The sequence below is a fragment of the Zhenhengia sp. genome, from assembly GCF_046966505.1.
Taxonomy (GTDB): Bacteria; Bacillota; Clostridia; order Lachnospirales; family Cellulosilyticaceae; genus Zhenhengia; species Zhenhengia yiwuensis.
Map to the genome: position 1 here is coordinate 126618 of NZ_JBKVCH010000005.1, position 25924 is coordinate 152541.

Annotated in this window: 28 protein-coding genes, 1 pseudogene and 1 other annotated feature; of the genes and pseudogenes, 3 read left to right on the forward strand and 26 right to left on the reverse strand. The window is 35.2% G+C overall.

The window, feature by feature from the left end:
* Positions 1–63 precede the first annotated feature (63 nt).
* On the reverse strand, positions 64–834 hold the full coding sequence (locus tag ACLTBU_RS07730) for an S-layer homology domain-containing protein (RefSeq protein ID WP_320650384.1): 771 nt from the start codon (positions 832–834) through the stop codon (positions 64–66).
* Between the two features lie 134 nt (positions 835–968).
* Positions 969–1460, reverse strand: coding sequence for a thiol peroxidase (tpx, locus tag ACLTBU_RS07735; RefSeq protein WP_412218447.1), 492 nt, complete (start codon positions 1458–1460; stop codon positions 969–971).
* Positions 1461–1576: 116 nt separating this feature from the next.
* Here tpx and ACLTBU_RS07740 point away from each other — a divergent pair, with 116 nt between their 5' ends.
* Entirely contained in the window at positions 1577–1816 is a 240-nt protein-coding gene (locus tag ACLTBU_RS07740) for a spore coat protein (protein WP_177672245.1), read from the forward strand.
* Positions 1817–1865: 49 nt separating this feature from the next.
* Here the strand turns inward: ACLTBU_RS07740 and ACLTBU_RS07745 are convergent, their stop codons facing one another.
* The 5 genes from ACLTBU_RS07745 to ACLTBU_RS07765 all read right to left on the reverse strand — a co-directional run bounded on the left by ACLTBU_RS07745 (position 1866) and on the right by ACLTBU_RS07765 (position 5603).
* Positions 1866–2066 carry a (2Fe-2S)-binding protein gene (locus ACLTBU_RS07745; protein WP_177672246.1) on the reverse strand — a complete coding sequence of 67 codons (201 nt, stop codon included), beginning with the start codon at positions 2064–2066 and terminating at the stop codon, positions 1866–1868.
* Positions 2067–2143: 77 nt separating this feature from the next.
* The gene (locus ACLTBU_RS07750) at positions 2144–2908 is read right to left on the reverse strand and encodes a TSUP family transporter (RefSeq protein WP_320650386.1); all 765 of its coding nucleotides are present in this window, start codon (positions 2906–2908) and stop codon (positions 2144–2146) included.
* Positions 2909–2996: 88 nt separating this feature from the next.
* Positions 2997–4247, reverse strand: a complete 1251-nt coding sequence (locus ACLTBU_RS07755; RefSeq protein WP_331678842.1) for a hypothetical protein — start codon at positions 4245–4247, stop codon at positions 2997–2999.
* A gap of 61 nt (positions 4248–4308) precedes the next feature.
* A complete protein-coding gene (locus ACLTBU_RS07760; protein ID WP_337529256.1) occupies positions 4309–5193 on the reverse strand; it encodes an MYG1 family protein in 885 nt (294 codons plus the stop codon).
* 17 nt (positions 5194–5210) lie between these two features.
* The gene (locus ACLTBU_RS07765; protein ID WP_320650388.1) at positions 5211–5603 is read right to left on the reverse strand and encodes a hypothetical protein; all 393 of its coding nucleotides are present in this window, start codon (positions 5601–5603) and stop codon (positions 5211–5213) included.
* A 160-nt stretch (positions 5604–5763) separates the two neighbouring features.
* Between ACLTBU_RS07765 and ACLTBU_RS07770 the strand changes: the two genes are divergently transcribed.
* Positions 5764–7371, forward strand: a complete 1608-nt coding sequence (locus tag ACLTBU_RS07770) for a peptide chain release factor 3 (protein ID WP_177672250.1) — start codon at positions 5764–5766, stop codon at positions 7369–7371.
* A gap of 73 nt (positions 7372–7444) precedes the next feature.
* Here the strand turns inward: ACLTBU_RS07770 and ACLTBU_RS07775 are convergent, their stop codons facing one another.
* The 4 genes from ACLTBU_RS07775 to ACLTBU_RS07790 form a co-directional block, all read right to left on the reverse strand.
* Positions 7445–8362: an aldo/keto reductase gene (locus ACLTBU_RS07775; RefSeq protein ID WP_177672251.1), complete on the reverse strand. Its 918-nt coding sequence runs from the start codon at positions 8360–8362 to the stop codon at positions 7445–7447.
* 212 nt (positions 8363–8574) lie between these two features.
* Complete coding sequence (metG, locus tag ACLTBU_RS07780) at positions 8575–10167, reverse strand: methionine--tRNA ligase (protein WP_412218452.1); 1593 nt, start codon at positions 10165–10167, stop codon at positions 8575–8577.
* A gap of 56 nt (positions 10168–10223) precedes the next feature.
* Positions 10224–10491 (reverse strand) — a binding site (T-box leader).
* Positions 10492–10548: 57 nt separating this feature from the next.
* Positions 10549–11376 (reverse strand): tRNA 2-thiocytidine biosynthesis TtcA family protein, encoded by an 828-nt coding sequence (locus tag ACLTBU_RS07785; protein WP_177672253.1) that lies wholly within the window; start codon positions 11374–11376, stop codon positions 10549–10551.
* Positions 11377–11386: 10 nt separating this feature from the next.
* Positions 11387–12508 (reverse strand): cysteine desulfurase family protein, encoded by a 1122-nt coding sequence (locus ACLTBU_RS07790; RefSeq protein WP_412218456.1) that lies wholly within the window; start codon positions 12506–12508, stop codon positions 11387–11389.
* Between the two features lie 141 nt (positions 12509–12649).
* Between ACLTBU_RS07790 and ACLTBU_RS07795 the strand changes: the two genes are divergently transcribed.
* Complete coding sequence (locus tag ACLTBU_RS07795; RefSeq protein WP_249332729.1) at positions 12650–13054, forward strand: hypothetical protein; 405 nt, start codon at positions 12650–12652, stop codon at positions 13052–13054.
* A 6-nt stretch (positions 13055–13060) separates the two neighbouring features.
* Here ACLTBU_RS07795 and ACLTBU_RS07800 read toward each other — a convergent pair whose 3' ends face one another.
* The 15 genes and pseudogenes from ACLTBU_RS07800 to ACLTBU_RS07870 all read right to left on the reverse strand — a co-directional run bounded on the left by ACLTBU_RS07800 (position 13061) and on the right by ACLTBU_RS07870 (position 25913).
* A complete protein-coding gene (locus tag ACLTBU_RS07800; protein WP_412218458.1) occupies positions 13061–14485 on the reverse strand; it encodes an amidase family protein in 1425 nt (474 codons plus the stop codon).
* 104 nt (positions 14486–14589) lie between these two features.
* Entirely contained in the window at positions 14590–15204 is a 615-nt protein-coding gene (locus tag ACLTBU_RS07805) for an AAA family ATPase (protein WP_249332727.1), read from the reverse strand.
* A gap of 273 nt (positions 15205–15477) precedes the next feature.
* Complete coding sequence (locus ACLTBU_RS07810; RefSeq protein ID WP_249332726.1) at positions 15478–15777, reverse strand: hypothetical protein; 300 nt, start codon at positions 15775–15777, stop codon at positions 15478–15480.
* A 170-nt stretch (positions 15778–15947) separates the two neighbouring features.
* On the reverse strand, positions 15948–17510 hold the full coding sequence (locus ACLTBU_RS07815; protein WP_412218462.1) for a hypothetical protein: 1563 nt from the start codon (positions 17508–17510) through the stop codon (positions 15948–15950).
* Positions 17511–17642: 132 nt separating this feature from the next.
* Positions 17643–17822 (reverse strand): annotated as a pseudogene (locus ACLTBU_RS07820) (cation:dicarboxylate symporter family transporter); the annotation flags it as partial.
* A gap of 122 nt (positions 17823–17944) precedes the next feature.
* On the reverse strand, positions 17945–19480 hold the full coding sequence (gene cls, locus ACLTBU_RS07825) for a cardiolipin synthase (protein WP_412218465.1): 1536 nt from the start codon (positions 19478–19480) through the stop codon (positions 17945–17947).
* A 106-nt stretch (positions 19481–19586) separates the two neighbouring features.
* Entirely contained in the window at positions 19587–20054 is a 468-nt protein-coding gene (locus tag ACLTBU_RS07830; protein ID WP_177672261.1) for a cupin domain-containing protein, read from the reverse strand.
* A complete protein-coding gene (gene eutH / locus ACLTBU_RS07835) occupies positions 20055–21146 on the reverse strand; it encodes an ethanolamine utilization protein EutH (RefSeq protein ID WP_412218467.1) in 1092 nt (363 codons plus the stop codon).
* Positions 21147–21189: 43 nt separating this feature from the next.
* A complete protein-coding gene (locus tag ACLTBU_RS07840; protein WP_177672263.1) occupies positions 21190–21735 on the reverse strand; it encodes a BMC domain-containing protein in 546 nt (181 codons plus the stop codon).
* The gene (locus ACLTBU_RS07845) at positions 21728–22003 is read right to left on the reverse strand and encodes a EutN/CcmL family microcompartment protein (RefSeq protein WP_177672264.1); all 276 of its coding nucleotides are present in this window, start codon (positions 22001–22003) and stop codon (positions 21728–21730) included. The genes ACLTBU_RS07840 and ACLTBU_RS07845 overlap by 8 nt, the downstream gene beginning before the upstream one ends.
* 13 nt (positions 22004–22016) lie before the next feature.
* The gene (locus ACLTBU_RS07850; RefSeq protein ID WP_249332722.1) at positions 22017–22640 is read right to left on the reverse strand and encodes a hypothetical protein; all 624 of its coding nucleotides are present in this window, start codon (positions 22638–22640) and stop codon (positions 22017–22019) included.
* On the reverse strand, positions 22637–23260 hold the full coding sequence (eutD, locus tag ACLTBU_RS07855) for an ethanolamine utilization phosphate acetyltransferase EutD (RefSeq protein ID WP_249332721.1): 624 nt from the start codon (positions 23258–23260) through the stop codon (positions 22637–22639). The genes ACLTBU_RS07850 and eutD overlap by 4 nt, the downstream gene beginning before the upstream one ends.
* Positions 23261–23279: 19 nt before the next feature.
* Entirely contained in the window at positions 23280–24026 is a 747-nt protein-coding gene (locus ACLTBU_RS07860; RefSeq protein ID WP_177672267.1) for a cobalamin adenosyltransferase, read from the reverse strand.
* Positions 24027–24101: 75 nt separating this feature from the next.
* Complete coding sequence (gene eutM, locus ACLTBU_RS07865) at positions 24102–24389, reverse strand: ethanolamine utilization microcompartment protein EutM (protein WP_177672268.1); 288 nt, start codon at positions 24387–24389, stop codon at positions 24102–24104.
* A gap of 63 nt (positions 24390–24452) precedes the next feature.
* Positions 24453–25913, reverse strand: coding sequence for an acetaldehyde dehydrogenase (acetylating) (locus ACLTBU_RS07870; RefSeq protein WP_249332720.1), 1461 nt, complete (start codon positions 25911–25913; stop codon positions 24453–24455).
* Positions 25914–25924 lie beyond the last annotated feature (11 nt).

Sequence of the window (25924 nt, forward strand, 5' to 3'; positions counted from 1 at the left end):
TTAAAGAGTTACCTATTATTTTTGCATAATAAAAAACGCCTTATTTATAAGGCGCTTTTTTTATTATGGATTATGTGTATGCTCGACTGCTGCAAATAAAATATCATTATATGCTGAATTGCTTTCATCTAAGTCGCTAAATAAGTTAGGAATATGAGCATCACTACATTCTCTTCCAAAAACCTCATTAAGTGCCAAAACAGCTTCTACTCTTGTAAGATATTTATCTTCATAAGGTGCTATCCTTTTAGCTGCTTTTCCTTGTATAGCTTCGACCTTTATAATCATTGAAGCAAATTCTGATCTTGTCACAGATTCATAGGGTCTAAATGTACCATCACTGTACCCTGATACAATACCTCGTTTTTCTAAGTAACCTATATATTTATTACTATAACGTGTTGGTGCAATATCTTCAAATGAAGCCTCTTCATCTGGCTCAGCTCCGTTTAAAAGAAGTCTTGCAATCATCGTTGCCATTTCTTCTCTTGTTAAAGGACGTTCGGCTCTAAATGTACCATCTTCATACCCTTTAATATAAGGTAAATGACTAACTGGCTTACTTGGTACCTCTGGCCCTTCTGGCATCTCTGGTTTATCTGGCACGTTTGGTTTGTTTGGAAAAATTGGGCAATTTGGTAATTCTGGCTTTTCTGGTTTGCTTGGCTTATTGGGAACATAAAGATTTTCGTCATCATCACATGATGTATTAAAAATAATCTTTTTATCTTGTCTCATAGTTGAATCCGTATAAGCATAAGTAGTCATACTTGCTAATAAGATTGTACTTATTAGGATTGTACCTAACATAGCTTTTAATTTTTTCGCTTTCATTGCATCCTCCCTGTCTTATGTCATAAACTATGTCAAATTATAATGTACCCTTTGACCTATTGTCTATATAAATAAAGACATTGCAATTTATTACTAATTTATAAGCGAGTTAAATATAAGCTAATTTTCCATCCTTAGCAATCTTTTAGTGCTTTTAAAGCTTCTTCATAATGCGGTTCATGACTGATTTCTTCACAGTATTCTGCATAAACTACATGATTGTCTTCATTAATGACAAAAATAGCTCGAGCAAGTAGTCCAATCTCACTTACATAAGTACCATAATTCTCTCCAAAGTTACGATCTTTATAATCAGAATATACTTCTACATTTTCTATGCCTGCAGCCCCACACCATCTCTTTTGGGCAAAAGGGAGGTCCATAGAAATCACATAGACTTTTACATCTTTGCATGCTGTAGCTTCTTCATTAAAGCGACGCACTTCCCTATCACATACTTCTGTATCAATAGAAGGTACACTTACATAAATACGTTTACCTCTAAAATTTTCTGCTGATATCGTTCTCAAATCATGATTTACAACTAAAAAATCTGGAGCCAAATCACCTACATTAATATGATGTCCTTCAAGTGTCACAGGATTACCTAAAAATTTAACATCCATCTCACTCATCTCCTTTCTCATTTAATTTACCCTATGTTCTCTATTTCTATTTACAGCCTATCTACTTTTTTGAAATTCATTTATACTTTTGTTTAATTAGAAGAGGAGGTTATAGGATGCAAACCAATCTAAAACATTATAGTGAAAGAGAACTTTTAGCTGATGCACTTGAAACTGAACAATCAACTACTATCCTTTATAACTTAGCTACAACCAATTCTCTTACTCCAGATTTACATGCACTACTTCTTGATCTACTTACTGACACGCATCAAAATGAATTTAACCTTTTAATAACGTTACACGATAGGGGTTATTATCCTGCCCCTCCAGCTGATAAGCATGCCTTAAAATAAACACGTAAAGCCTTTGCTCACTTTTAATAAAAATAAAAAGGAGAATGGCCTATTGCCACTCTCCTTTTTCATATGCCTTAATCAGTTCATAAATTGCCATTTTACAACGGCTTCCTTTACAGGCACCAGTTCCTGCGCCTGTCTTACTTGCTACTCCTTCTATAGTTCTAGCACCTGTTCGGATACTTTCTTTTACTATTTCTGTTTGAACAGCTTTACAAAGACAAATTTTTTCACTTACTGTGCTCATGTCATCACCTCTGCTACTTACTTTAGTTTAACTATATAGGATAAGGTCCTATATGTCTATTGGAAATCTCAAGCAGCTTACAGTAAATCGTAAATAATTTTACACATGAGAAGCCCCAAGGTTATAAAAAACATAGGTTTAATTATTTTCTTTCCACCTTTTAAAGCGAGTCCTGATCCAATCCAATTCCCTGCAATACCAAATACAGCTGCAGGTAAACCTATAGCCCATACAATTTTGCTCCCTAATGCAAAGGTGATAAAAGCAGCTATATTAGAAGCTAAATTCACTATCTTTGCATTACCTGAAGCTGTAACCAAATCAAATCCTATAAGCCCTGTATAAGCTAAAATAAGAAATGTACCTGTCCCTGGCCCAAAGAAACCATCATATGCTCCTATAAGTAAGCCTGATAGAATAGAAAGAATGGTTACTTTTACAGCACCGTGACTTACGATCTGCTCCTGGTCACCGAAATTTTTCTTAAAAATCAGAAAGAGTGCAATAATAGGTAAGGCTACAATGAGCATATACCTTAAATATTTTTCGTCTACAATCATATTAAGACGTGCACCCAAATAAGACCCTATAAGTGCTGTAACTGCTGAACTAACAGCTGAATAATAACAGATTTTTTTATTTTTCATAAATCTAAGCGTCGAAAATAAAGTACCAAAAGTAGAGGAACATTTATTGGTTCCTGTTGCAAGGTGAGGTGGTAAGCCTGCTATCATATAGGCTGGTAATGAAATAAGCCCTCCACCTCCAGCTACTGCATCAATAAGTCCTGCTAAAAAGACAAGTGGGCATATGATTATCAGCATTAAAAATGTTTCATTCATCCTCTTTCCCTCTTTTAAACTTTTTAAATGTATTATAGTACAAAAAAATAAAACCAGCTATTCTTTTTGCAGAATAACTGGTTTTATTTTAAACGCCTTTTACGCGTCCTAGTTTTGTATTATCACAAGTACGATCTTGAAGATCCTGTATTGGATGTGGCTCAACTTCAAAGCGATAGTCTTGTTTATGGCCATCTAGATATCTATGAATAACATGGTGACTCATAACGGACTCTACATTTTTATTAACACAATCTTGATATTTAAAGAATTCATAGTCATCTGGAAGATTATCAACTTCTGTATAATCTTCTTTTTGTGCAGTAAGTCTAACTGATTTAAGGACTTCTCTTACATATTCAATATTAGGACCTAGAGAGAGTAGTTTAGGGAAAGCACCATTAGGAATAACTTCCTGCCATTCTTTATGGTCGTACTTCTTAAGAAGTTCTGCTGCTTTATGAAGCTGTGCCACTTCTTGTATATAATGTTGCTCCCATATTTTCTTAATATGTGGATCTGTTTCATCTTCAAAGCAAGAATAATATAAATAGCACTCTGTATATTCATGCATAAGAAGATTTTCAAGCCAGCTGCAACGGGTATCAATAAGACTACCATATTGGCTAACATGTTGCTCTTCAATCATGGCAATTTCTTGATACAGTCTTCGTCCTAAATCCGTTGTATAAATAGGTGCGACATTCATATAGAAATTCATGGTTTGCTGTTCGGCTGCTGTAATAATATTCACATGCAGTTTTGTAAGTGGATCTGCAGTTTTAGCATCTATATAACGTCTAATATCGTCAAATGGGAATCGGTGCTCAGAAATAGTCGGTCTACCAGGCATAATTTCTGTGTATTTGCCTACTAACCGTTCTGCATGAATCCCATACTCCATATCTAATAAATCTGAATAACGATAGAGATGATCAAAGTCTTCAAGTAAGGCAAAATCTAGCGCTTTCTTTACATTATGATCTTTTTCATCTTGAGCAAGTCTAGCTGTTAAGTCAACAGCTAACTGCTCATAACCAATAGTTGTCTCTAACAAGCTTTCATCAGCAGGCTTAAGTACAGCTATTTTCTTTTGCTGTTGTTGTTCTACCCTTCTACTTAAAGCAATTTCACGTCTTAAATCATTATCGTCACAGTGACGTGAAAATTGATGTGAAAACCAATTGGCTTCAAATTCTGTACCATTCATTAAAATAATACGAGTTTTAGTGTATGGATCCACTTCATGCTTATTATAGGGTTTAGGATAAAGACTATCCCAATCCTGAAACGTAGACTCGACACTAACAGGCTTTTCCTCAAAAGGGTTCATACTCATAGGGATTCACTCCTTCACAATTTTCCTTTAGTATGTGTAAGTTCCCTATTTTATATACCTTTTAAGCCTGCACAGCTAAATGTGCCATAGCAAGTGCCCCCTCTTTTGTTTCATTTCCTGCAATAAAAAGATTTGGATGACAGAAAATACAACCTTCTACACCTGTTAAGGCTGAAAGCTCCTCACTTCTTAAAGAAGCCCAAGGCTTAGGAAGGTCTTTACGTGCATCAAAACTATTCTCTTCCTTTGGTACAGTCTGCACACGCCATGAACCCGTCAAATCTTCAAATACGACAAATAAAACATCTTCTTCCTTATCTAGTTCAAGCAATATATCTTTCCATTTTACAGCACCTTCAAGAATAAGAATATGGGTGTTCTTTACATCCTGGCTATTCAGTGCTTCTTTCATATAGCGTAAATTGTCATAGTATTCACCATATTGACGTACTACCCTTTGCAACAAACGCTTTGCAAAAGCTACTGCTTCAAAAAAGGCTCTATCTACATCTTTATTCTCACTTTGAAGCGGCATATAGCTACTAATAATTTGCGAAAGTGTGGTTACAGGTGACTCATAAGTATTTAAAGTGACGCCATTATCACTTGCATCAATTTGTGTAATAAAATCCATGCTTACTTTATAGGCTACCTCTTCGGATTCTACTTCATTTAAGGAAGGACATATGATCTTAGTAAACTGCTTGCCATAATCACGCCATAAAAGGCCAAAAGCGCAGTAAGGAATGCCATCTTCACGTAAGACTTTATCTGCTTGATGGTGGTCATATTTACCCCCTCCTACATCTGCTACAAGATCACACTCTGCTATAACCGCCTCATCCCTTGTTCTAATGACCTGAAGGTCTGGTTCTATGGTCTCCATAAGCGCTACGCCAAATACTTCATCTGCATGGAATACACCATTATGTACTGCCATTTTCATTGTTGTCTTCTCCTTCACTACGCATTTTTAATTGCTTCAATTTCATCTCTGTAACCCTTTAAAATAGGTGAGCGCATCATCATAATGTGTAGTTCATGAATATCTCTTACCCAATTATGAATAATGGCTTCTGTTTCTTTATAATGAAGCATTCTTTCTTCTAAACGACTTAAATAGCTCGTGCACTCCTCTCCCTCTACATGTGCCTCTACCTTTTCACGAATAAGCGCTTCTTGATTGTAAAGATTCTCGGATAGTTCCATATATTCTTCAAGACGTTCTTCTTCTTTTTTATGATTAATAGTGTAGGTATCACTCCAAACTTCAAGTTGCATGATAAGCTCTTCTAGTTTTCTGTAATCCCCTTCAATGTCTTCATAAAATGCTTCTAAATTTGTACTTTCGTTCATGTTGTTCTCCTTTTTATACATACTCTATCTTTTAGATTATACATGTTACACGCTACCTTACAAGGCTTTAGATGAAAATAATCTTAATTTATGCTTGACTTTTCAGTCTACGGAGATAATAATTACAGAGATTAGCAAAGCGAAGATAAGGATGGTTAAAATGTCAGAAGAAAACTTAAATTATACAGATCAAATTCAAAAAAGAAGAACTTTTGCGATTATCTCTCACCCTGATGCTGGTAAAACAACACTTACAGAAAAATTCTTACTTTACGGGGGAGCTATTCGCTCAGCTGGTTCTGTCAAATCAAGAAGAACGCAAAAACATGCTGTTTCTGACTGGATGGAAATCGAAAAACAAAGGGGGATTTCTGTTACATCAAGTGTGCTCCAATTTAATTATGATGGCTTCTGTATCAATATTCTAGATACACCTGGGCATCAAGACTTCAGTGAAGATACTTACCGTACACTTGTAGCCGCAGATAGCGCTGTAATGGTTATTGATTCTGCAAAAGGGGTCGAAGAACAAACTAAAAAACTTTTCAAAGTTTGTAAAATGCGTGGTATTCCTATTTTTACTTTTATTAATAAATTAGATGCTCAAGGTAAAGATCCACTTGAACTTATTGAAGATATTGAAAATGCTCTTGGTATTCGTGCATATCCTATGGACTGGCCTATTGGATGTGGTAAAGCCTTTAAAGGCGTATATAATCGCCGTAAAAACCATATTGAGCTTTTCGAAGATGGGGACCATGGCCAATCTATGGTAGGCACACTTGAATGTGATATCAACGATCCAAACTTAACTAATATTATTGGTTCTGACCTTCACGAGAAACTTCTTGAAGACATTGAACTTTTAGATATGGCTGGAGATGACTATAACTTAGAACAAATTTTAAAAGGTGAACTTACACCAGTCTTCTTTGGTAGTGCCATGACTAATTTTGGTGTAGAACCTTTCCTTCAAACATTCTTAGAAATTAGTACACCACCACAACCACGTATGAGTAATGAAGGGCCAATTGACCCAACAACGGAATACTTCTCTGGTTTTATTTTCAAAATTCAAGCAAATATGAATCCTGCACACCGTGATCGTATTGCATTCCTTCGTATCTGCTCTGGTAAATTTGAAAAAGGTATGATGACTACACTTGTTCAAAAAAATAAAAAAGTTAAACTGGCTCAGCCACAACAATTCTTAGCACAAGATCGTGCTATGGTTGAAGAAGCTTACCCTGGTGACATCATTGGGATTCATGACCCAGGTATTTTCAACATTGGAGATACTTTATGTAGCGCAGATCTTAAACTTAAATATGAAGGTATTCCACAATTTGCACCAGAACACTTTATGAAGATTTCTACAGTGAATGCCCTTAAGCGTAAACAATTCTTAAAAGGTGTATCACAGCTTGCAGAAGAAGGTTCTATCCAAGTGTTCAAACCTCACTTTACAGGTAGTGAAGAATTAATTGTAGGCGTTGTAGGGGTACTTCAATTTGAGGTTCTTGAATACCGTCTTAATAATGAATACGGTGTTGAAATCAAGAAACAACGCTTACCATACAACTACATTAGGTGGATTGAAATGGAAAACTACAGCCCTTCTAATTTCAAGCTTACTTCAGATGCTATCGTAGCTGAAACTGAAGATGGCGATCCAGTACTTCTTTGTCAATATGAATGGTCTATTAGACAAGTAAGTGAACGTAATGAAGGTGCTATCCTTAGAGAGACACATTTAAAAGAAGCTTAAAAACCTCTTTTTATAGATTAAAAGGCTACAGTCATCACTGTAGCCTTTTTTCATGTTTTAGCTCAAACTTAGTTTATGGAAGTATATTCCCTGCTGCTCTATAGATTTCATACCATTCTTGTCTTGAAAGCACAATATCACTAGCTTTACAGATTGCAGCAAGACGCTCTTTATTAGTTGTTCCTACAATAGTTTGGATTTTGGCTGGATGCCTTAAAATCCATGCTACCGCTAGCGCACTATTTGTTACCCCTTTCTCCTTAGCCATACGGTCAAGAACTTGATTAAGCTCTGGGAATTTTGGATTATCTAAAAAGACACCCTCAAAGAAACCATATTGGAAAGGTGACCACGCTTGAATGGTAATATCATGGAGTCTGCAATAGTCGAGTACACTACCATCACGATTCACAGCAGCTCCATTTTCCATATTCACATTAAGCCCTGCATCAATCATGGTTGTATTTGTAATACTTAGCTGAAGTTGATTAATCATAATCTTATGTTCTAAATATTTATTAAGGAGTGCCATTTGCATCGGATTTTGGTTACTTACACCAAAATACTTTACTTTACCTTGGTCATAAAGTGTATTAAAGGCCTCCGCAACTTCTTCTGGCTCCATCAGCGTGTCTGGTCGATGTAATAAAAGAACATCTACATAATCTGTCTCTAAACGCTTCAAGCTCCCTTCTACTGACTGAATAATATGCTCTTTCGAAAAGTCAAAAAAGCCTGGTCTAATCCCGCATTTTGTTTGCAGAATAAGCTTCTCTCTTTCAATCGGTAAAGTCTTTAAAGCTTTAGCAAAAACGCTTTCAGATTCTCCTTGTCCATAAATATCTGCATGATCATAAAAATCTATACCTAACTCATAAGCTCCCTCAATAAGCTGCGCCACTTCTTCTACTGTATGCCCTGCAAGACGCATACAACCTAATGAAATTTCTGAGCCTGTCAGTGCTCCCGTTCCTATTTTAAGTGTTTTCATTTCTTTCACTCCTTATATGTAAGATACTTTCATTATATAAAAGGTAAATTTAGGTAGCAAGTATGATTTTGTCCATTGATTATCCGTTTTATCCAATTTAACCTCTATAAGTTACTTAAAATAATGTTTTGAACTCGTATGAAACTACAAGAAAATAGTCTTGCAGTTTAAAATAAAAATGCCATTAGTCTCTTTTAATGGCATTTTTATTTTTATGACTCGCTCTTATCTAACCTTTTAAATAATAAGTCTACAGCACCTATTTTCCCTACAGGTACACTTAAAGGTTTCCAGCTTATTTCCTTTACGCCTACTATCTTCCTTAAACGTTCAGACGAAAATGGTAAAAATGGTTCTAATAAATTGCCTATATTAATGATGCTATATATACAATGATAAAGGGTTTCATAGCACTTATTCGAATCCTCTTTAATCATTACCCATGGTCTATTTTCATCAAAATATTTATTTGTCCACCTAATTAATTCAAAAATCTCTTTAAGTGCCTTTTTAAATTCTCCGTTTTCTATATATCCTCCTGTTTTCTCATATACACCTTGTATCTTCCTTTCTAGTGCTTCCTCTACTACACAAGATTGTAATTCCCCTTTATAACTCTTTACTAAAAAAGCTAATGTTCGATTTACAAGATTCCCATAAGCACCTACTAAATCTGCATTATTAAGTGTAATCAATTCCCTATAGGAAAAATCAGCATCTCGTTTTTCTGGTCCATTCGCAAGTAAACTATAACGAATAACATCTGGTTCATATTGCCCTATTAAATCCTTTGCCCATATTGCCCAATTATTACTTGTCGAAAGCTTCTTCCCTTCAATAGTCATATATTCACTTGAAATTATTCTTTTTGGCAATGCTTTAAAGCCTATTCCACTCAGCAATGCCGGCAAAATAATATTATGAAATGGAATATTATCTTTGCCATGTATATAGTAAGAAAGTGTACTTGCATTCCAAAAATCTCTGTAATCTTGTTCTTTCTCTTGTGCCCACTTTTTACTTGCTGTTAAATAACCTAATACAGCATCTACCCAAACGTAAATTTTTTTATCTTCATAGCCTGGAATAGGCACCTCTATCCCCCAAGGTAAATCTCTTGTAATGGCTCTATCTTGTAAGCCCTCATTAATATAACGATCGGCTACATGAACTGCATTCGTACGCCAGTTTTCCTTATGATGCTCTACATAAGTTCTTAGCTTCTCTTCAAATGTTGATAAGGCAAAGTACAGCTGCTTTGTCTCTCTAACTGTTGGTATGTGACCACATGTTTTACACCTTTTCTCCTGTAACTCTAAAGGATCTAATAAGCTTTGGCAATGATCACATTGGTCTCCTCTTGCCACTTTCCCGCATATTGGACAAATACCTTCTACAAATCGGTCTGGTAAAAATTGCTCACATCTTTCACAATAGACTTGTTCTATCTGTTTTTCATAAATATACCCTGCTTCATAAAGTTTTTTGATTATACCTTGAACCTCTTCTTTATGAAATTCCTCATCTGTTCTTGTATAAATATCATAAGAAAAACCTAACTTGTTAAAACATGTTTGAAATTCCTCATGATACTGATTTGTAATGACTGTAGGTTCTACTCCCTCTAGTCTTGCTCTTACTGAAATAGGTGTGCCATGACAATCACTCCCTGATACATACAGCACTTGTTCCCCTTTCTTACGGTAATATCTCGCAAGTACATCTCCTGGTAATAATGCAGCTAAATGTCCTATATGCAATGACCCATTTGCATATGGCCATGCGCCTCCAATTAAAATATTCATTTTTATTGCCTCCTTTAAATACGTAAACTAAAAAGACCTCGCTCTATAGCTTTTGCTATAGAGACGAGGCCTTAATTCCCGTGGTACCACTCTATTTCATCTATACTTCACAGTATAGAACTCTTCAAGTACGCCATTTATCTATGGTTATACTCTATCGCTATAACAGGCGAACCTGTTGCAATCTAAATTCAAGAAATGACTTCAATACTCGATTGCACTACTCCAAGGCCATTTTCTATTTAGTATTCTTTGCTTCTTTTCAGCTACTGAAGCTCTCTGTAAAAGACATTCTAAATATACTTTCCTTTTCAATGTATTTAGAGTTGATTTAATTAAATGAATCCTATCACATATCCTATTTCGAGTCAAGAGGTCATTTTATTTATCGTAATCATCTAAGAAGCTATATACCTTCTCTCCATCACGATAACCAATAATAGTCTGTAAGTTTACGTTATGAACGCTCTTGAAGATATTCATTTCAATATGTGGATTTGTTTGTCTAAACTTCTTAACAAGAACTTTCATTTCCTGACGTTTAGAACCCCCACCTGCATCACCTAATGAACAGTTTTCTGTTAAACGGCATGCACACTGGATGAATTGAAGATCATGGTAGTTTTTCCATGCAATAATATCCGCTTCTTTTACAAGGTAAAGTGGTCTAATAAGTTCCATACCTTCATGATTTGTACTATGAAGTTTTGGCATCATGGTTTTAATCTCTCCACCATAAAGCATGCTCATAAGAATGGTTTCAATCGCATCGTCAAAATGATGCCCAAGTGCAATCTTGTTGCAACCAATAGATTGAGCATATTTATAAAGGTAACCTCTTCTCATTCTTGCACAAAGATAGCATGGTGAGTCTGCTACACCTGCTACAGCATCAAAAATTTCTGTATCAAAAATTTCAATAGGAATATTTAAAAGCTCTGCATTATCAATAATAACTTGTCTGTTATAAGGATTATAACCTGGGTCCATTACAACAAACTTCAGTTCAAAGTTGCGCTTACCATGCTTATAAAGTTCTTGCATACATTTGGCAAGAAGCATAGAGTCTTTCCCACCTGATATACATACGGCAATACGATCGCCTTCTTTAATCAGTTCATATTCATTAATAGCCTTAACGAATTTAGTCCATATGGTTTTACGGTATTTTTTAATAATACTACGTTCTATTTCTTGATATTTTTCCATAAGTTCATCCTTATTTTACTAAATTTTTATAACTACGTTCAAAAACTTCTAAGAAGCTCTCAATTTCTTCTTCTGTTGTTAAATGACTTAAACTTATTCTAAGCGTAGAAAGTGCGAGTTTACGATCCTTAGTTAACGCATAGACTGGTCTCGAAGGTGTATTGACCACGCAACAAGCTGATTTAGTTGCTACATAAATTTCACATTCTTCTAAAGCCTGTTGGAAGGCAGCTGCATTAACGCCTTTTACACTAAAGTTTACGATAAATGGACTTGCATCTTTTGGACTGTTAATATGCACATTGGCATATTTCTCTAATCCTTTACGTAATTTTATATTAAGTCCTTCTACATAAGTATAACGCTCATCTATATGAGGAATTGCCAATTCCAGTGCTTTTGCTGCACTTTCAATCAGTGCAAGTGTTGGTGTACCACTTCTAAAAGCTGTTGTGCTAATACCTCCGTGAATAACTGGCTCAAGCATAATCCCTTCCTTTTTAATGAGAATACCTATACCATTTAAGCCATAAAACTTATGTGGTGCAAACGTTAATAAGTCAACATCTTTTAAATCTACCACTATTTTACCTATAGCTTGAGTAGCATCTACATGAAAAAAGCAATTTGGGTATCCTTCTAATAAATCATGAATGGCTTTAAGTGGCTGTTTAATGCCTACTTCACTATCCACATGACTAAGAGATACTAAAATCGTATCTGGCCTTAAAAGTTCCTTAAGATGTTCTAAATCAACTTGTCCATCCTTTAAAACATCTACAAAGTCTACTTCGTATCCTGCATTCTGAAGTGCTGTTACTGTACTGGTTACAGAAGAATGCTCAAGGTAAGTCGTAATAATATGTTTGCCTTTACGTCTGTACTGATGGGCAATACCTTTAAGCGCAAGGTTGTTGGATTCTGTTGCGCCCGATGTATAAATAATTTCACTTTTTTGAACGCCTAAAAGCTTTGCAATACGCTCAGTTGCTTCATCTAAAACAATTTTTGTTTCTTTACCTAATGCATGAGAGGCATTAGGATTAGCTATATATTGTGTAGAAAAGTCTACAAAAGACTTTAAAACTTCTTCATGAGCAGGTGTATTTGCAGCATAATCTAAATAAATCATGTTCTACCTCTCTTTATGTTGTTTAATCAGTTTCCATCATAAAATTTTCCCCTGTATTTGTCAATGTGTATATATTCTCTTAACAATTTTATCCTATAATAAATTTAATTGATACTCTATGATTTTGAAAGGAGCTCTTCTATGGAAAAGTTTATGGATAAACTCAAACACTTTATGATTGGTCGCTATGGCATTGACCAACTTTCTGTAGCTCTACTTATTTTTTCGCTTGTACTATCTCTTCTTAATGGCTTTATAGGCAGTACAATTTTAACCATTGTGGATTTAGGAGCAATCTTTTTATGCTATTTTAGAATTTTATCTAAAAACCTTTATGCAAGACAACAAGAAAACTTTAAGTTCCTTAGAATTTGGCATCCTGTCAAAAATGCTTCTTTGCGCAAGTGGAACCGCCTAAAAGGCATGAAAACGCATAAATACTTTAAATGTCCAGAATGTAAACAAACGCTTCGCGTTCCAAGAGGCAAGGGCAAAGTTTGTATTACTTGCCCCAAATGTAAACATGAACTGCATAAACGCACTTAAGGCACCTTATCCTAAGATAGGTGCCTTTCTTTTTTGTGTTCTTTTTTCATATTGATACCCTATACGAATTAGGATAGATTCTGTAAAGGCCTTACCTATTAATAATAAACTCATCGGCTCACCCTCTCTTTTCCAGCCAGCTGGCAGTGCAAGACTAGGATATCCTGATACAGGCGCAAGACTACTAATCGCCATGGTCATAAAGGCATCTAAATGATCTTTGGCAAAATGTCTATCCATTCCTATGGTCCTTACTTGCTGTAAGCTATTTTGTCTAAGCATCATATAATAAGGGTCACTAAGGTTACCCGTTGTCGCCTGTGCCTCATACAGAATGTCTTGTCCATACTTAAGACATGTATCTGGGTGCGTCTCATTAAAAGCTATAAGGTCTTGTAAGGTTTCTATCTTAGTGGCACCTTTGACACTTTTAAGATACCTATTAAACCCAGCTTTAAATTCATATAGATTAGGTTTAAAACCATAGTCCCCTATTTCTTCTAATAGTGTAGGTATAAGATGAGCTCCAGCTTTTTCTAAAATCTCCATAGCCTCTTGCATAACCCTTTTTTCTTCTGAGTCGAGTTCTTCAAAAGTCTTTGGATTATAACCAATTCGTTTCCCATTTATGTCTTTACCAAGTTCCTCTCTATAGCTCTTAGGTATACGTCCCATACTTCTATCCGTTAGCTCATCCTGCTCATCCCTACCTACTATTGCTTCTAACAAAATTGTAGCATCTGCTACATTCCTTGCCATAGGCCCTGGTGTATCCTGATAATAAGAAATAGGCATAATACCCTGTCTACTTACAAGCCCTACCGTTGGCTTAATGGTAACAAGTTGATTATATCTTGCTGGCATAGTAAGTGAACCATTCGTTTCTGTTCCTATTGCTGCCATAGCTAAATTGGCTGCTACAGCTACGGCAGAACCTGAACTAGAACCTGAAGGTGTAAGCCTTCTATTATAAGGATTGTTCACCTGCCCTCCCCTTGAACTATAGCCATCTGGCATCGTATAAGACATAAAGTTCATCAACTCTCCCATATTGGTTTTACCTAACAAAATAGCTCCACTTGCTCGAAGCTTTTTAATAATAAAAGCATCAAAGGGTACGTATAAGTCTGCTAAAGCTAAGCTTCCACCGCTTGTATGCATGTGATCTTTAGTACTTATATTATCTTTAATAAGGATGGGGATGCCATGTAGTATACTTCTAGATCCACACTGCTTTCTTTCCTCATCCAACTGGTCTGCCATCTGAAGTGCCTCTGGATTAAGCTCTAAAATAGCATTAAGACCTCTTTCTCCCTTATCATATTTTGCTATTCTTTCTAAATAGAACATTACTAAAGCCTTTGATGTGAGTTCCCCCCTATCTAATAAATCCCTCACCTGCTCTATAGTCATCTCTTCTACTTCTATCATATGTACTCCTTTATTTAAATTTCTTCATTTCTCAGTATAAAGAATGAGCGTAAAATAGGCAATGAAAAGGCTTATAAGAAGTGCTTCTCTTATAAGCCTTTTCACTAATTAAATTTAATGTCTAAATAAGCTTTAATGACTTCTACACATTTTTCATAGCCTAAATGACTGCTGTTAAGACACAGGTCATAGTTATCTGCATCCCGCCAGTTTCTTCCTGTAAAATAACGATAGTAGGCTCCACGACGTTTATCTGTCATAAGAATATAATCTTTAGGATTTCTAACAGGTGCAATTTTATCTACTGCTTGAATACAGTCTTCTAGTGGTGCATGAATGTAAATACGTAGTATATGGTCATAATCTTTTAAGATGTAGTCTGCGCATCTCCCCATAATGACACAAGACCCTTCACGAGCCAGTTCTTTAATAATTTTAGCTTGATAATTAAAGAGGTTTTCATTAGAAATAAAATCATCACGATCAGGTGGAATAAGTTCTCCTTTATAAACTTTTTTAGCTACCTTATATAATAAAGTATTTTTCACTTTTTCATCTGCATCTACAAAAAGTTGTTCATTAATGCCACTGTCATCTGACGCGAGTCTTAATAAATTTCTATCATAGAAAGGAATGCCTAACTCCTTCGCTAACAACTTCCCAATAACACGTCCTCCACTGCCATATCCTCTCGCAATCGTTATGGTATACTTATCCATAAAACCCCTCCAATATATTGCTTTTACTGTATTCTTACCCATTTTATATTATGTTTTAAAAACAAAAATATGCCCTAATGGCAAAGCACAATAAGCTGAGCTTTGAAGTACCTCGTAAATATACAATTGGGGTTAGCTTAGCATAGTCCTGTTTGTGTCCCCCTTAATATAAGTTGATTATACAGAGCTAAAAAACTGTTCACTTAATGTAAACATGAAAAGGTTTAACTCTTACATTACTTTTACACGAAATAAGGCATCCAATAGGATGCCTTATTTTAAACTATCCTTTACAATATTTAATACATCACGCCATTCCAACTCATGTTCCTGCATTACACCTTTTAGGTCCATTTCACATTGGAACTCTTCTAGTACTCTCCTATATTCAGCTTCTAACTCAGGATCTTCTTTTTTACGTCTAAAGAACATATTCTCTACTTCCTTTTCTAATCCAAATAGGGTAAATCCTCTCATTCTTCTCTTGAGAAATGCATACAGATAGGCTACCCCTATAGCTAACATTTTCGGCAACATACCGAACAATAATGCCATTACCAGCATAAAAGGCATACTGTGTGTTGCCCCCTATCCTCGTGCCGCATAGCCGTAACATGTTCTGCCATATGTCTATTTCCCTCTATTTTTTGTAATATCATTCCCTAATCCTTCTATTTTTATACTCATTTTACACATAAAAAAGACACCCTAATAAGTCGTTAGAGTGCCTTTGTATTTTATTTTTACACTTTTAAAACTTTAATAATTTTTACCTTATTTATTTCTGCTTGAACCTTATAAATAAGGACTATAATTTCTCCACCATACAAGCTTAAATACATATGTTCTAAAGATTGCCCATCGGGTTCAATCTCAAATAGCTCATATTCTTTTCGTTCTATCTCACCCCAGCTTAAAGCTTTTTTATCTTGTACAGTATGCAACTCTAATAAAGCACGCTCAATATCTAAAAGCTCATAAGGCGCAAAATCCTGTATACTCTTTAAACATTCTTCATCAAATATAAAGTCTTTATAGGCTAGTTGCCACTTTTCCACTAAATCTTTTTGCCTTTTTTCTTCTTCTTCTTCAAGTTGCTTAGATGTAATCGCTCTCCTATCAGCAACCTTTTTAAGTAAAGGTGCAATACACTCTTCTTTATTCATATTAATAAGCTCTATAGACCTTGTAGCACCTTCCACCTCCTCTGCACTGATTGCCAACATACTTTCATAAGTATTCATCTGCTTTTCTTTCATTTTGACTTCTTTGGTTAACCGCTGCATTTCTATTTGTTCCAGCTCATTGGCTTCTTCCTTATTAGCTCTATGTGATAAATCTTGTCTTGTAGCTTCTATCCTCTCATTTAAAGCCTTTCTCTCTTCTATGAGTTTCTCAATATGTGCTTGAATCTCTAACTGTTTTTTCTCTTCATGATCAATTACTTTATTTTTCATACTAAGATTTTGATCCGCTTCTAAAAGACTATGTAGAACCTTCTCGTATTCTGCCTCATTGCGCTGATGTTGTCTGAGTAACTCCTGATAATCATGTTCACGCTGTATTCTTTCTCTAGGTGGCTGAAAACTTGGTAGGGCTTCTTCTTTTACTGTCATTTGCCCACCGCATACCTGTACACATAGTGTAATCCATCTTGCAAATAATGCTCTAATTAGTTTATTTCTTCCTAATCCTAACTGCATGAGACACTTAATTTCTGATATTTCCTCTTCCCCTTGTTGTTCTTCTTTTGCTTCTTCTTGTGCCTCCTCATTTGGATTGGTATCTTCTTTATCTTTTTCTTTATCCTCTTTATCTTCTGATCTCTGCTTTTCTAATTCTTTTCTTATTTCCTTGATTTCTCTTTGATAGAACTTCGCAATAAAATCTGCTTTTTGTGAAGGTAATAATTCTTCTTTTAGGTCATAACGCTCTCCGGCCTCCTCAAGAATTAAAATAGAAAAAGCTTCTTCAGAAAGCGCCTCTTCTACACGACTTAAATCCAGTTTACTACATCTTACTTTTAAAAGCTCTTTAAGGCTTCTTTCAGCTTCTTCCCTTGCATAAGCTTGCCACTTCTGTTTATTTTGCTCTAATCGCTCTTCTATAGTTAAAACTTCTGGAGTCTGAAAAGGTTCTTTTTTCATAAGTCCCGCAAATAGATTAGTAGCCTTAACTAATTTATGTGCTACTTTTTGACTTGTTTGTTTAGATAAATTAGTCATTGTTAAAGTTTCTAAAAGTGCCCCTTGTTCTTTTAGCTCTTCCTCTGAAAGTTTCTTCATTACGTCAAATAAATTTATCAAAATTGAACTCTCCCTTAAAATCATTTTATAGTATATCTATTATACTATAAACTTCTGGCATAAGCATTTAAAATATAAAATAAAAAACTCTGACATAAACCCTATTATTCTATTAAAAAATACGATGAGCATCTATCCCTTTACCAAAAATATAGCAACCATATATTTTATCATAAGGATAAAAGCATCAAATCCTATTTCAGAAAAGGTCTTAGCAACTAAACAAAATATACCTGCTGGTGCTACTTTCATAACTATCATAGTCATATCGATCATAATATTATTAAACTGACTAAAGAAATTAGCTACTGTATCTGTACGGTCTCCTTAATAGAACGAATTTTATATATTCTTTAATAATACAAAAATTGAATTTCAATATTATTTTTATGCAAAAAAGTTGACCTATAAGTAATTTACTTATAGGTCAACTTTTACATAAGTGGCGCAAATACACGTAATATTGAACGCCCTAATTTTCTATACCAAGATACTTCTTGACATTCCTGCAGGCTAATAGCTTTACATATTTCAAGAGTACTTAAGAAATCTTCTTTTACAGATTGTACACTCTCATTTTTATACAGCCATACACCACATTCAAAGTGTAAATATAAACTTCTATAGTCTAAGTTAATGGTTCCTACTACACTATAAAGATCATCTACTACGAAAGTCTTAGCATGAATAAACCCTGGTATGTATTCATAAATCTTCACGCCACTTTCTAAAAGGGCTTCATAATAAGCACGTGTTACAGCATGTACATACCATTTATCTGCAATATGAGGTGTCACAATACGTACATCTACACCAGATTTAGCAGCATTACAAAGGGCTGTCACCATTTCATTATCAATAATTAAATAGGGTGTATTAATATACACATATTTTTTAGCTTTGTTAATCAGATTTAGATAAACTGTTTCCCCTACAGCCTCTCCATCTAGTGGACTATCGGTAAAAGGTTGTACATATCCCTGTCCTTGATGCCGTTCCTTTTGGTGCACATGAGGCTTATATCTACTATAATCCTCATCTGTATTGGTATTATAAGACCATAATGTAAGGAACATGACCGTTAAACTCCATACAGCATCTCCTTTAAGCATAATAGCTGTATCTTTCCAGTGCCCATGCTTTTCATAAGCATTAATATACTCATCTGCTAAGTTAATGCCTCCCGTAAAACCTGTATGTCCATCAATAACTAAAATTTTACGGTGGTCACGGTTATTAAGTCTAGAAGATAAAATAGGAATAAAAGGATTAAATACACAACACTTAATCCCCATAGACTCTAACTTTTTATTATATTTATAAGGAAGTGTCATGATACAGCCTACATCATCATAAATAACACGTACATCTACCCCTTGCGCAGCTTTTTCTTGAAGAATTTCTAAAATACTATTCCACATAATCCCTTCTTCAATAATAAAATACTCTAAAAAAATATAATGCTCGGCTTTTCTTAATTCTTCCTTTAAACGTGCAAAGGCTATTTCCCCTAGTGGCAGATATTCCGTTGCTGTATTGGTATAAGGAGGGCAATAAGCATAATGACTAATATAGCGTGACTGATTAGCTGCTGTCTCACTTTCCTCTTGAATACTTTCTAAAATTGGCTCCTCTTGATTAAGAGCTTGCACCATTTTTTCACCAATAATAGCCATTTTTTTCTTTTCACGCTTGCTTAATTGATTGACACCAAACATTATGTAAAAAAGTCCGCCAAAAATAGGGAATAAAAGAATAGGAATAATCCATGCAATCTTATAACCTGGATTGCTTTTATTACTAATAATAGAAAGTACCGCTATAGCACTTAATAAAATAGAAATTCCATAAAAATAAACAAAATAATTATTAAACTTCAAAATCATGCTCACTAGTATAGCAACTTGTATAGCTAAAAATGCTCCTACTATGACTACACGCTGAAAAATAAGCTTTAGTATTTTCCGCATCTCATTTCTCCCTTCCTCATTTCACTTGTCTCCATTGTATCATAATCCCCTATTTTACGCCATAAAAGTGTACTATACCCTAAAAAGAATATAGTACACTTTTTCTCTAAGCCTGACCTGCCCAGTCTGCAGGATAAGTTACATATATAAATCTTGCATAATTGGGTACTGAAAATTTAATACTTGATCCTTTAGGGATAAGGATTAATTCTCCAGGGCCTGCTGTTACTGTAGCTCCATTAATAACAATGCTTAATGAACCTTCAATTACATAATCAATTTCATCATAATTAAGATGCCAATCAAACGTTGTTTTAGTCATTTCCATAACACCACAACCCAATCTTGGACTTTCTTCTAAAGTAAATAAATCTTTTGTGTAGACAATATCTGAAGGTGTTCCTGTATCCATGCGATTACTTTCATCTACTTTAACTGTAGGTACTTTCACTGCAATAACACCACCAGGTGCTACTTCTCTTACATAATCACATTGATTATGAGATACACCTGAAAGCTTTTCCATTAGAACTTGTCTAACTAAGGACTCTATTGTTGATTTATCCATATCCATCTAAGCATTTTCCTTTCCTAAAGTTTTATTCGCAATAAACATAGCTACAAAAATAGCTGAAATACCACCTACTAATTTACCAATAATCATAGGGAAAATCATCTCTGCATTAAAACCAGCTGTAAAACCTAAGTGGTCTCCGAATACAAACGCTGCTGATACAGCAAAAGCTACGTTTAAGATTTTACCTCTATTGTCCATATCTTTCATCATGCCAAACATCGGAATACTATTGGCTAAACTTGCCACAAGACCTGCAGCTGCTACATCATTCATACCCATAACTTTACCAAGTTTCATAAGAGGAGTTTTAAATACTTTTGTAATGACATAAACAAGAGGAAATGCACCTGCAAGTACGATAGCGATATCTGCTACAATTTCAAAGCCTTCTGAAATAGGATTCATACCTGGGATAAGCACGATACCTGTAAGCTTTTCAATAATCCCTACAGCTAATCCTAAAGTAATAACAGCTACTACAAATTTACCAAAATAAGTAAATCCTTTAACCATAGCATCTTCAAATTTCCAAAGTCCTATTGCAATTAAAGCTGCGAAAATAATAATTGGAATAAGGTTACGAATAACCATCATAAATGGAAAACCAGCTACAAGTCCACCTACAAAAGCACCAAGAGGAATAGTAATAACACCAGCAAGTACACCTGTTGCAAGATATTTTCTATCTTGTTCTTCGATAATACCAAGCGCTACCGGAATAGTAAATACAATTGTTGGTCCAAGCATAGCTCCTACAATAAGCCCACCGAAAAGTCCTGCTGCTGGATCAATAGCAAGTGCTTGTGCAAGAGGTGCACCACCCATATCATTTGCCAAAATAGAACCTGCAAACATAGCAGGGTCAGCCCCTAAAATACCAAATAAAGGTACGATAACGGGTTTTAAAATATTAGCAATAACAGGTGAAAGTGCAATAATCCCAACCATGGAAATAGCAAGGGCACCAATTGCCATAATACCTTCTTCAAATTTTTCACCGAGTCCAAATTTGTCGCCAATAATACGGTCAAGTGCGCCAAGTGCTGCAAACAATACCATAATATAGATGATAATTTCATTAATACTCATAAAGCTTTCACTCCATTTTTATTAAATTTTATCGTTAAGTACATTAGAGGTATTTGGTCATTTCAGGACTTGGAGATGGAATAATAGAAATGTTGGCTGCTTCTGTTTTAGACAATTGTGCTTTGCCTTGTGCTAGACCATACTCTATACTACTTAATGTTCCTGTGACTATATATACCAGCTTGCCACCAATCCCAAAAGCAAGATGCATTTTAATAAGCTTTATATCACTTGATTTGAGGGCAGCATCTAACGCCTTAATACCTGCGCACACCTTGGTTGTTTCCATAATGCCTACAGCATCTGCAATCTCTTTGGAATCATACTTATTCTTAAAAGCTGCTATAATAGGTGTGCTCACTGCATGTACTTTGAAACTATCTACTAAAGTGTTTTCTGCAATCATAACGCCATAGTCTATTGCTTCATTCACTTCTCCTTCATCCCCTGTTACAATAACTAAAAACTTACCAGGACAAATCGTTTTAAAATAGATAATTTCTACATTAGCTTTTTTCACAATTTCATTAGATACTTCTATTCCTTTACTAATACTTCTAAATTCTAGAGCACCTATACTTTTATTCATCTTCAAACACCTCTATTGAATCTACAATACCTATAACTGCTGCATCAATAGGGGCATCTATATTGCCAACAGCTCGTCTTGCGCTACCACCTTTACTGATCAGTACTAAATCTCCAACACCTGCTCCTACTATATCCGATGCTACAATAAGACCTTCCTTTTCTCTTTCCTTATCTACAAGTACCTTAAGCACTAATAATTTAAGACCATTAAGCTTTTGGTCTTTTTTAGTGGCCCATACATTCCCGATTACTCTTGCAATTTCCAATTTCTCGCCTCCACTACACTCTTTTTATCTTTAGCTTATGAGACCTTATATAATCTTCTGCTAGAGGCGTTACAATACATTTCTTACTTATCTCAATGACTGTAAAGGTTTCTAGATGTGTATGCATAAGGTCTGTTTCAAGTAAAAGTTTTTTGTGCTTTAAGTCTACCTCTTTTGAGTGTGTTAAGATAGGCTCTTCTTTTTGACTCGTAAAAAGTTCACCTATATGACTAATTATACGTATACCATATTGTATAAGCTTACTTTCATAGTCTTGGTAAAGTGTATAAAGAGGTTTATGAGCTGTTTTTTTATACTTTCTATAAGTTATGCCACTTTCAAGAAGATATACAGTCCTACCTTCTAATAAAGCTTTTAAAATACATCTTTCTTCATCCGTATAGCTACATCCTAATGCAAGATGTGCAAGCTGTTCTTCAGAAAGTTCACTTATTAAAATGGTAGTATGATCTAGATTTTCTAAAGTGTTGCGTGTAAGTTGATAACTTCCTTTTAGCATTTTCTCATCTTCTACGCCTATTGCACCTATAAGTAAGAGATACGATGCATGGTCACATTGTTTAAGACGGTTATAAATTTCATTTACAATAGCATCAATTACTTGTTGCTCCATCATTTAACAATAATACCCCAGCTATCTTTATTATATCCGCAAGCATTGGCTTCATCATAGTCAATATGCATATACGTTCTAAAATCTTTACTTACCCTTACAACCGTATCTTCAAATATGACAGGGCGTGACCCAGAAACTTTAACTTTAACAATCTCACCATCTTTGACATTAAATTTCTGTGCATCTTCAGGGGTCATATGAATATGACGTTTAGCAACAATAATACCTTCTGCAAGGGTTACACTACGACTGCCATTGGTAACTGTTATACCTGGACTCCCTTTAGTATCACCACTTTGTCTTACAGGTGCTTTAATCCCTAATGCAAGTGCATCTGTTAGTGAAACTTCCATTTGACTTTGTTTACGTTCTGGACCTAAAACAATAACATTGTGAATAGAGCCTTTAGGACCTGTTACAGTTACACGTTCTTTACAGGCATACTGTCCTGGTTGAGAGAGGTCTTTTACTTTGGTAAACTGATAGCCTTCTCCAAATAAACTATCTGCATCAGCTCGGCTTAAATGAATATGCCTTCCAGATGCTTCTACAGGGATAAAGAGCTTTTCTTTAAGCTCATTTACAATTTCATTTGCAATACGTTGTATAATCTGTGTCATATGCTCTCCTTTCTCCCATCTATTCCTTATATTGATCTGTCAAATATTTAAACATCATAATCCAGAAGAGGGAAGATAGACGATTAAGTGCTCTTATTAGGTCTTCTCTAGTCGCTTGGCCATATTCATCTTTAAAAGCTCTGTAAGCTACAAGTTCGGACTCTCTTGTTAAAGTACGCAGCTTATTAAGATTTGCTACCATTTCACCATGTCTATAAGTTGGTAAGAAATGATGCATACCATAATATTGACTTGGGTGATGTGAATGTGCACGAAGTGCTGGTGCATCTAAACCCTGTAAGTTAAATTCATTAAGGGGTTCACCACTTACTTCACATCTTACAAGATTACGTACAAATCTTATAATTTCTTCTAAGTCTTTAACCAGTTTTTTAAGTCCCTGCTTTTCGGCAAGCACTTGTACCATAATGATTTCTGCTTCTAAGGAATCCATAGCCCCTCTAAAAGCAATACGTGGATGATCTTTAAATACAAGAAGATTTCCTCTTAAGTGAGTCATATGTTCTGGCTTTTCAGTAAGCTTTGCACCAAATAAAGTATCAAATAAAACTTCTTCTTTAAGGTCCATAGGCTCTGCCTCACTTTCTAAATCCTCTTTGTTCTTAATGGTAATATTCTTTTCTGCCAAATAAGCTCTGGCTGAAGGAGTGATGATTTGTTTCGGGGTTAAATAGAAATCACCCTTTTCATGTAACTCATCATGCGCAATCATTCTTCTTACATCATCTTCTGTTAAAACCGACATTTTTTCACCACCACACCTGATGTTAATTTTTATAAAGTGCATCTTTAAAGATGCACTTTATAAAGCTACCTTGATTTAAGCTTGTGCGCCATGAGGTAAAATAACATCTACTTCAGTATGTGGTCTTGGAATAACATGTACAGAAATAAGTTCTCCTACTCTTTCAGCAGCAGCAGCACCTGCATCTGTAGCAGCTTTAACAGCACCTACGTCTCCTCTTACCATAACAGTAACAAGACCGCCTCCAACTTGTTCTTTACCTACAAGTGTTACGTTAGCTGCTTTGACCATAGCATCAGCAGCTTCAATTGCACCTACTAATCCTTTTGTTTCAATCATTCCTAATGCATTTGTATTTGCCATTTTGTTTTCCTCCTTAAATAAAGAAAATAGTAATACCTAGTTAGTATTCTACTTTTAAACCTTTTATATTAATTCTTTCATAATTTTTTTAACAATTTCATCAATCATATAGCTAGAAGGTTCACAACAATTACCCTCTTGACCTGGCACACCTACTCTAAGTTCCTCAAGTTCTTTTGTTCCATAAGCTACACGTTTAATATTAATAAGATCCATAGGACCGATATTGTTTGAAGTTGAACTTCCACCTACAGCACCACATCCAAGTGTTAGAGCTGGGAAAAGACCTGTTGTTGCACCTACACCGCCAAGGGCTCCAGGTGTATTAATAAGAATACGAGAAGCTGGTATTCTTAGACCAAAACGTTTAACAAGTTCTGTGTCATTTGCATGCATACTAAATGTATGTCCCATACCTTCAAATTTAAGAATTTCTATACTTTTTTCTAAAACTGCATCTATATTTTCTTCTACAAAAAGAGCAAGAATTGGTGCAAGTTTTTCTCTTGAATAAGGTGCATCATGACCTACTTTGCTTTCTTTTGCAATGAGAACACGTGCATCAGATGGTACACGAATACCTGCAAGTTTTGCAATATGCTCAACACTCTTACCAACAATAGCAGGGTTCATACTACCATTTGCTCTTAAAATGAATTTAGCAAGTTTATCACTTTGATCTTGATCAAGTAAATAACCACCTTGTGCTTTAAGCTCTGCAACGACTTTTTCTTCCATACATTTTTCAACGATAATAGATTGTTCAGATGCACAAATTGTACCATTATCAAATGTTTTAGAATCAAAAATACGTTTAACAGCCATTTTCACATCTGCACTCTTATCAATAAAAGCTGGTCCATTACCTGCACCTACACCAATAGCAGGGTTACCTGATGAGTAAGCAGATTTAACCATGGCAGGTCCACCTGTTGCTAGAATAATTGAAGTATAGTTGCTCTTCATGAGTTCTTGAGTTGCCTGCATTGTAGGTACAGTAATAACACCAATAGCACCTTTAGGACATCCTGCCGCTTCTGCTGCCTCTGTAATAATACGTGCTGTCTCTACAATAGCATTTTTAGCTCCTGGATGAGGTGAAATCACAATACTGTTACCAGCTTTAAGAGAAATCATAGCTTTATAAATAACAGTTGAAGTAGGGTTAGTTGAAGGAATAACTGCTGCGACAACCCCCATTGGTACTGCTATATCCATCGTTTTATGAGCTGAGTCTTCAGAAATAATACCTATTGTTTTTTCATCTTTAATCGCTTCATAAACAACCTTAGATCCAAAAACATTTTTAATAACTTTGTCTTGCCAAATACCAAACCCTGTTTCTTCATTAGCCATTTTCGCTAATTTTACAGCATTGGCATAACCTGCATCTGCAATGGCTTTTACAATGCGGTCAATTTGTTCTTGGCTGAAGGTTGCAAGAATTTTTTGAGCCTCATAGGCCTTTTTTAAGAGTCCTCTAACCTCTTGAATAGAGACTAAATCTTTATCAAGTAATTCCATTAAGCTTCTCC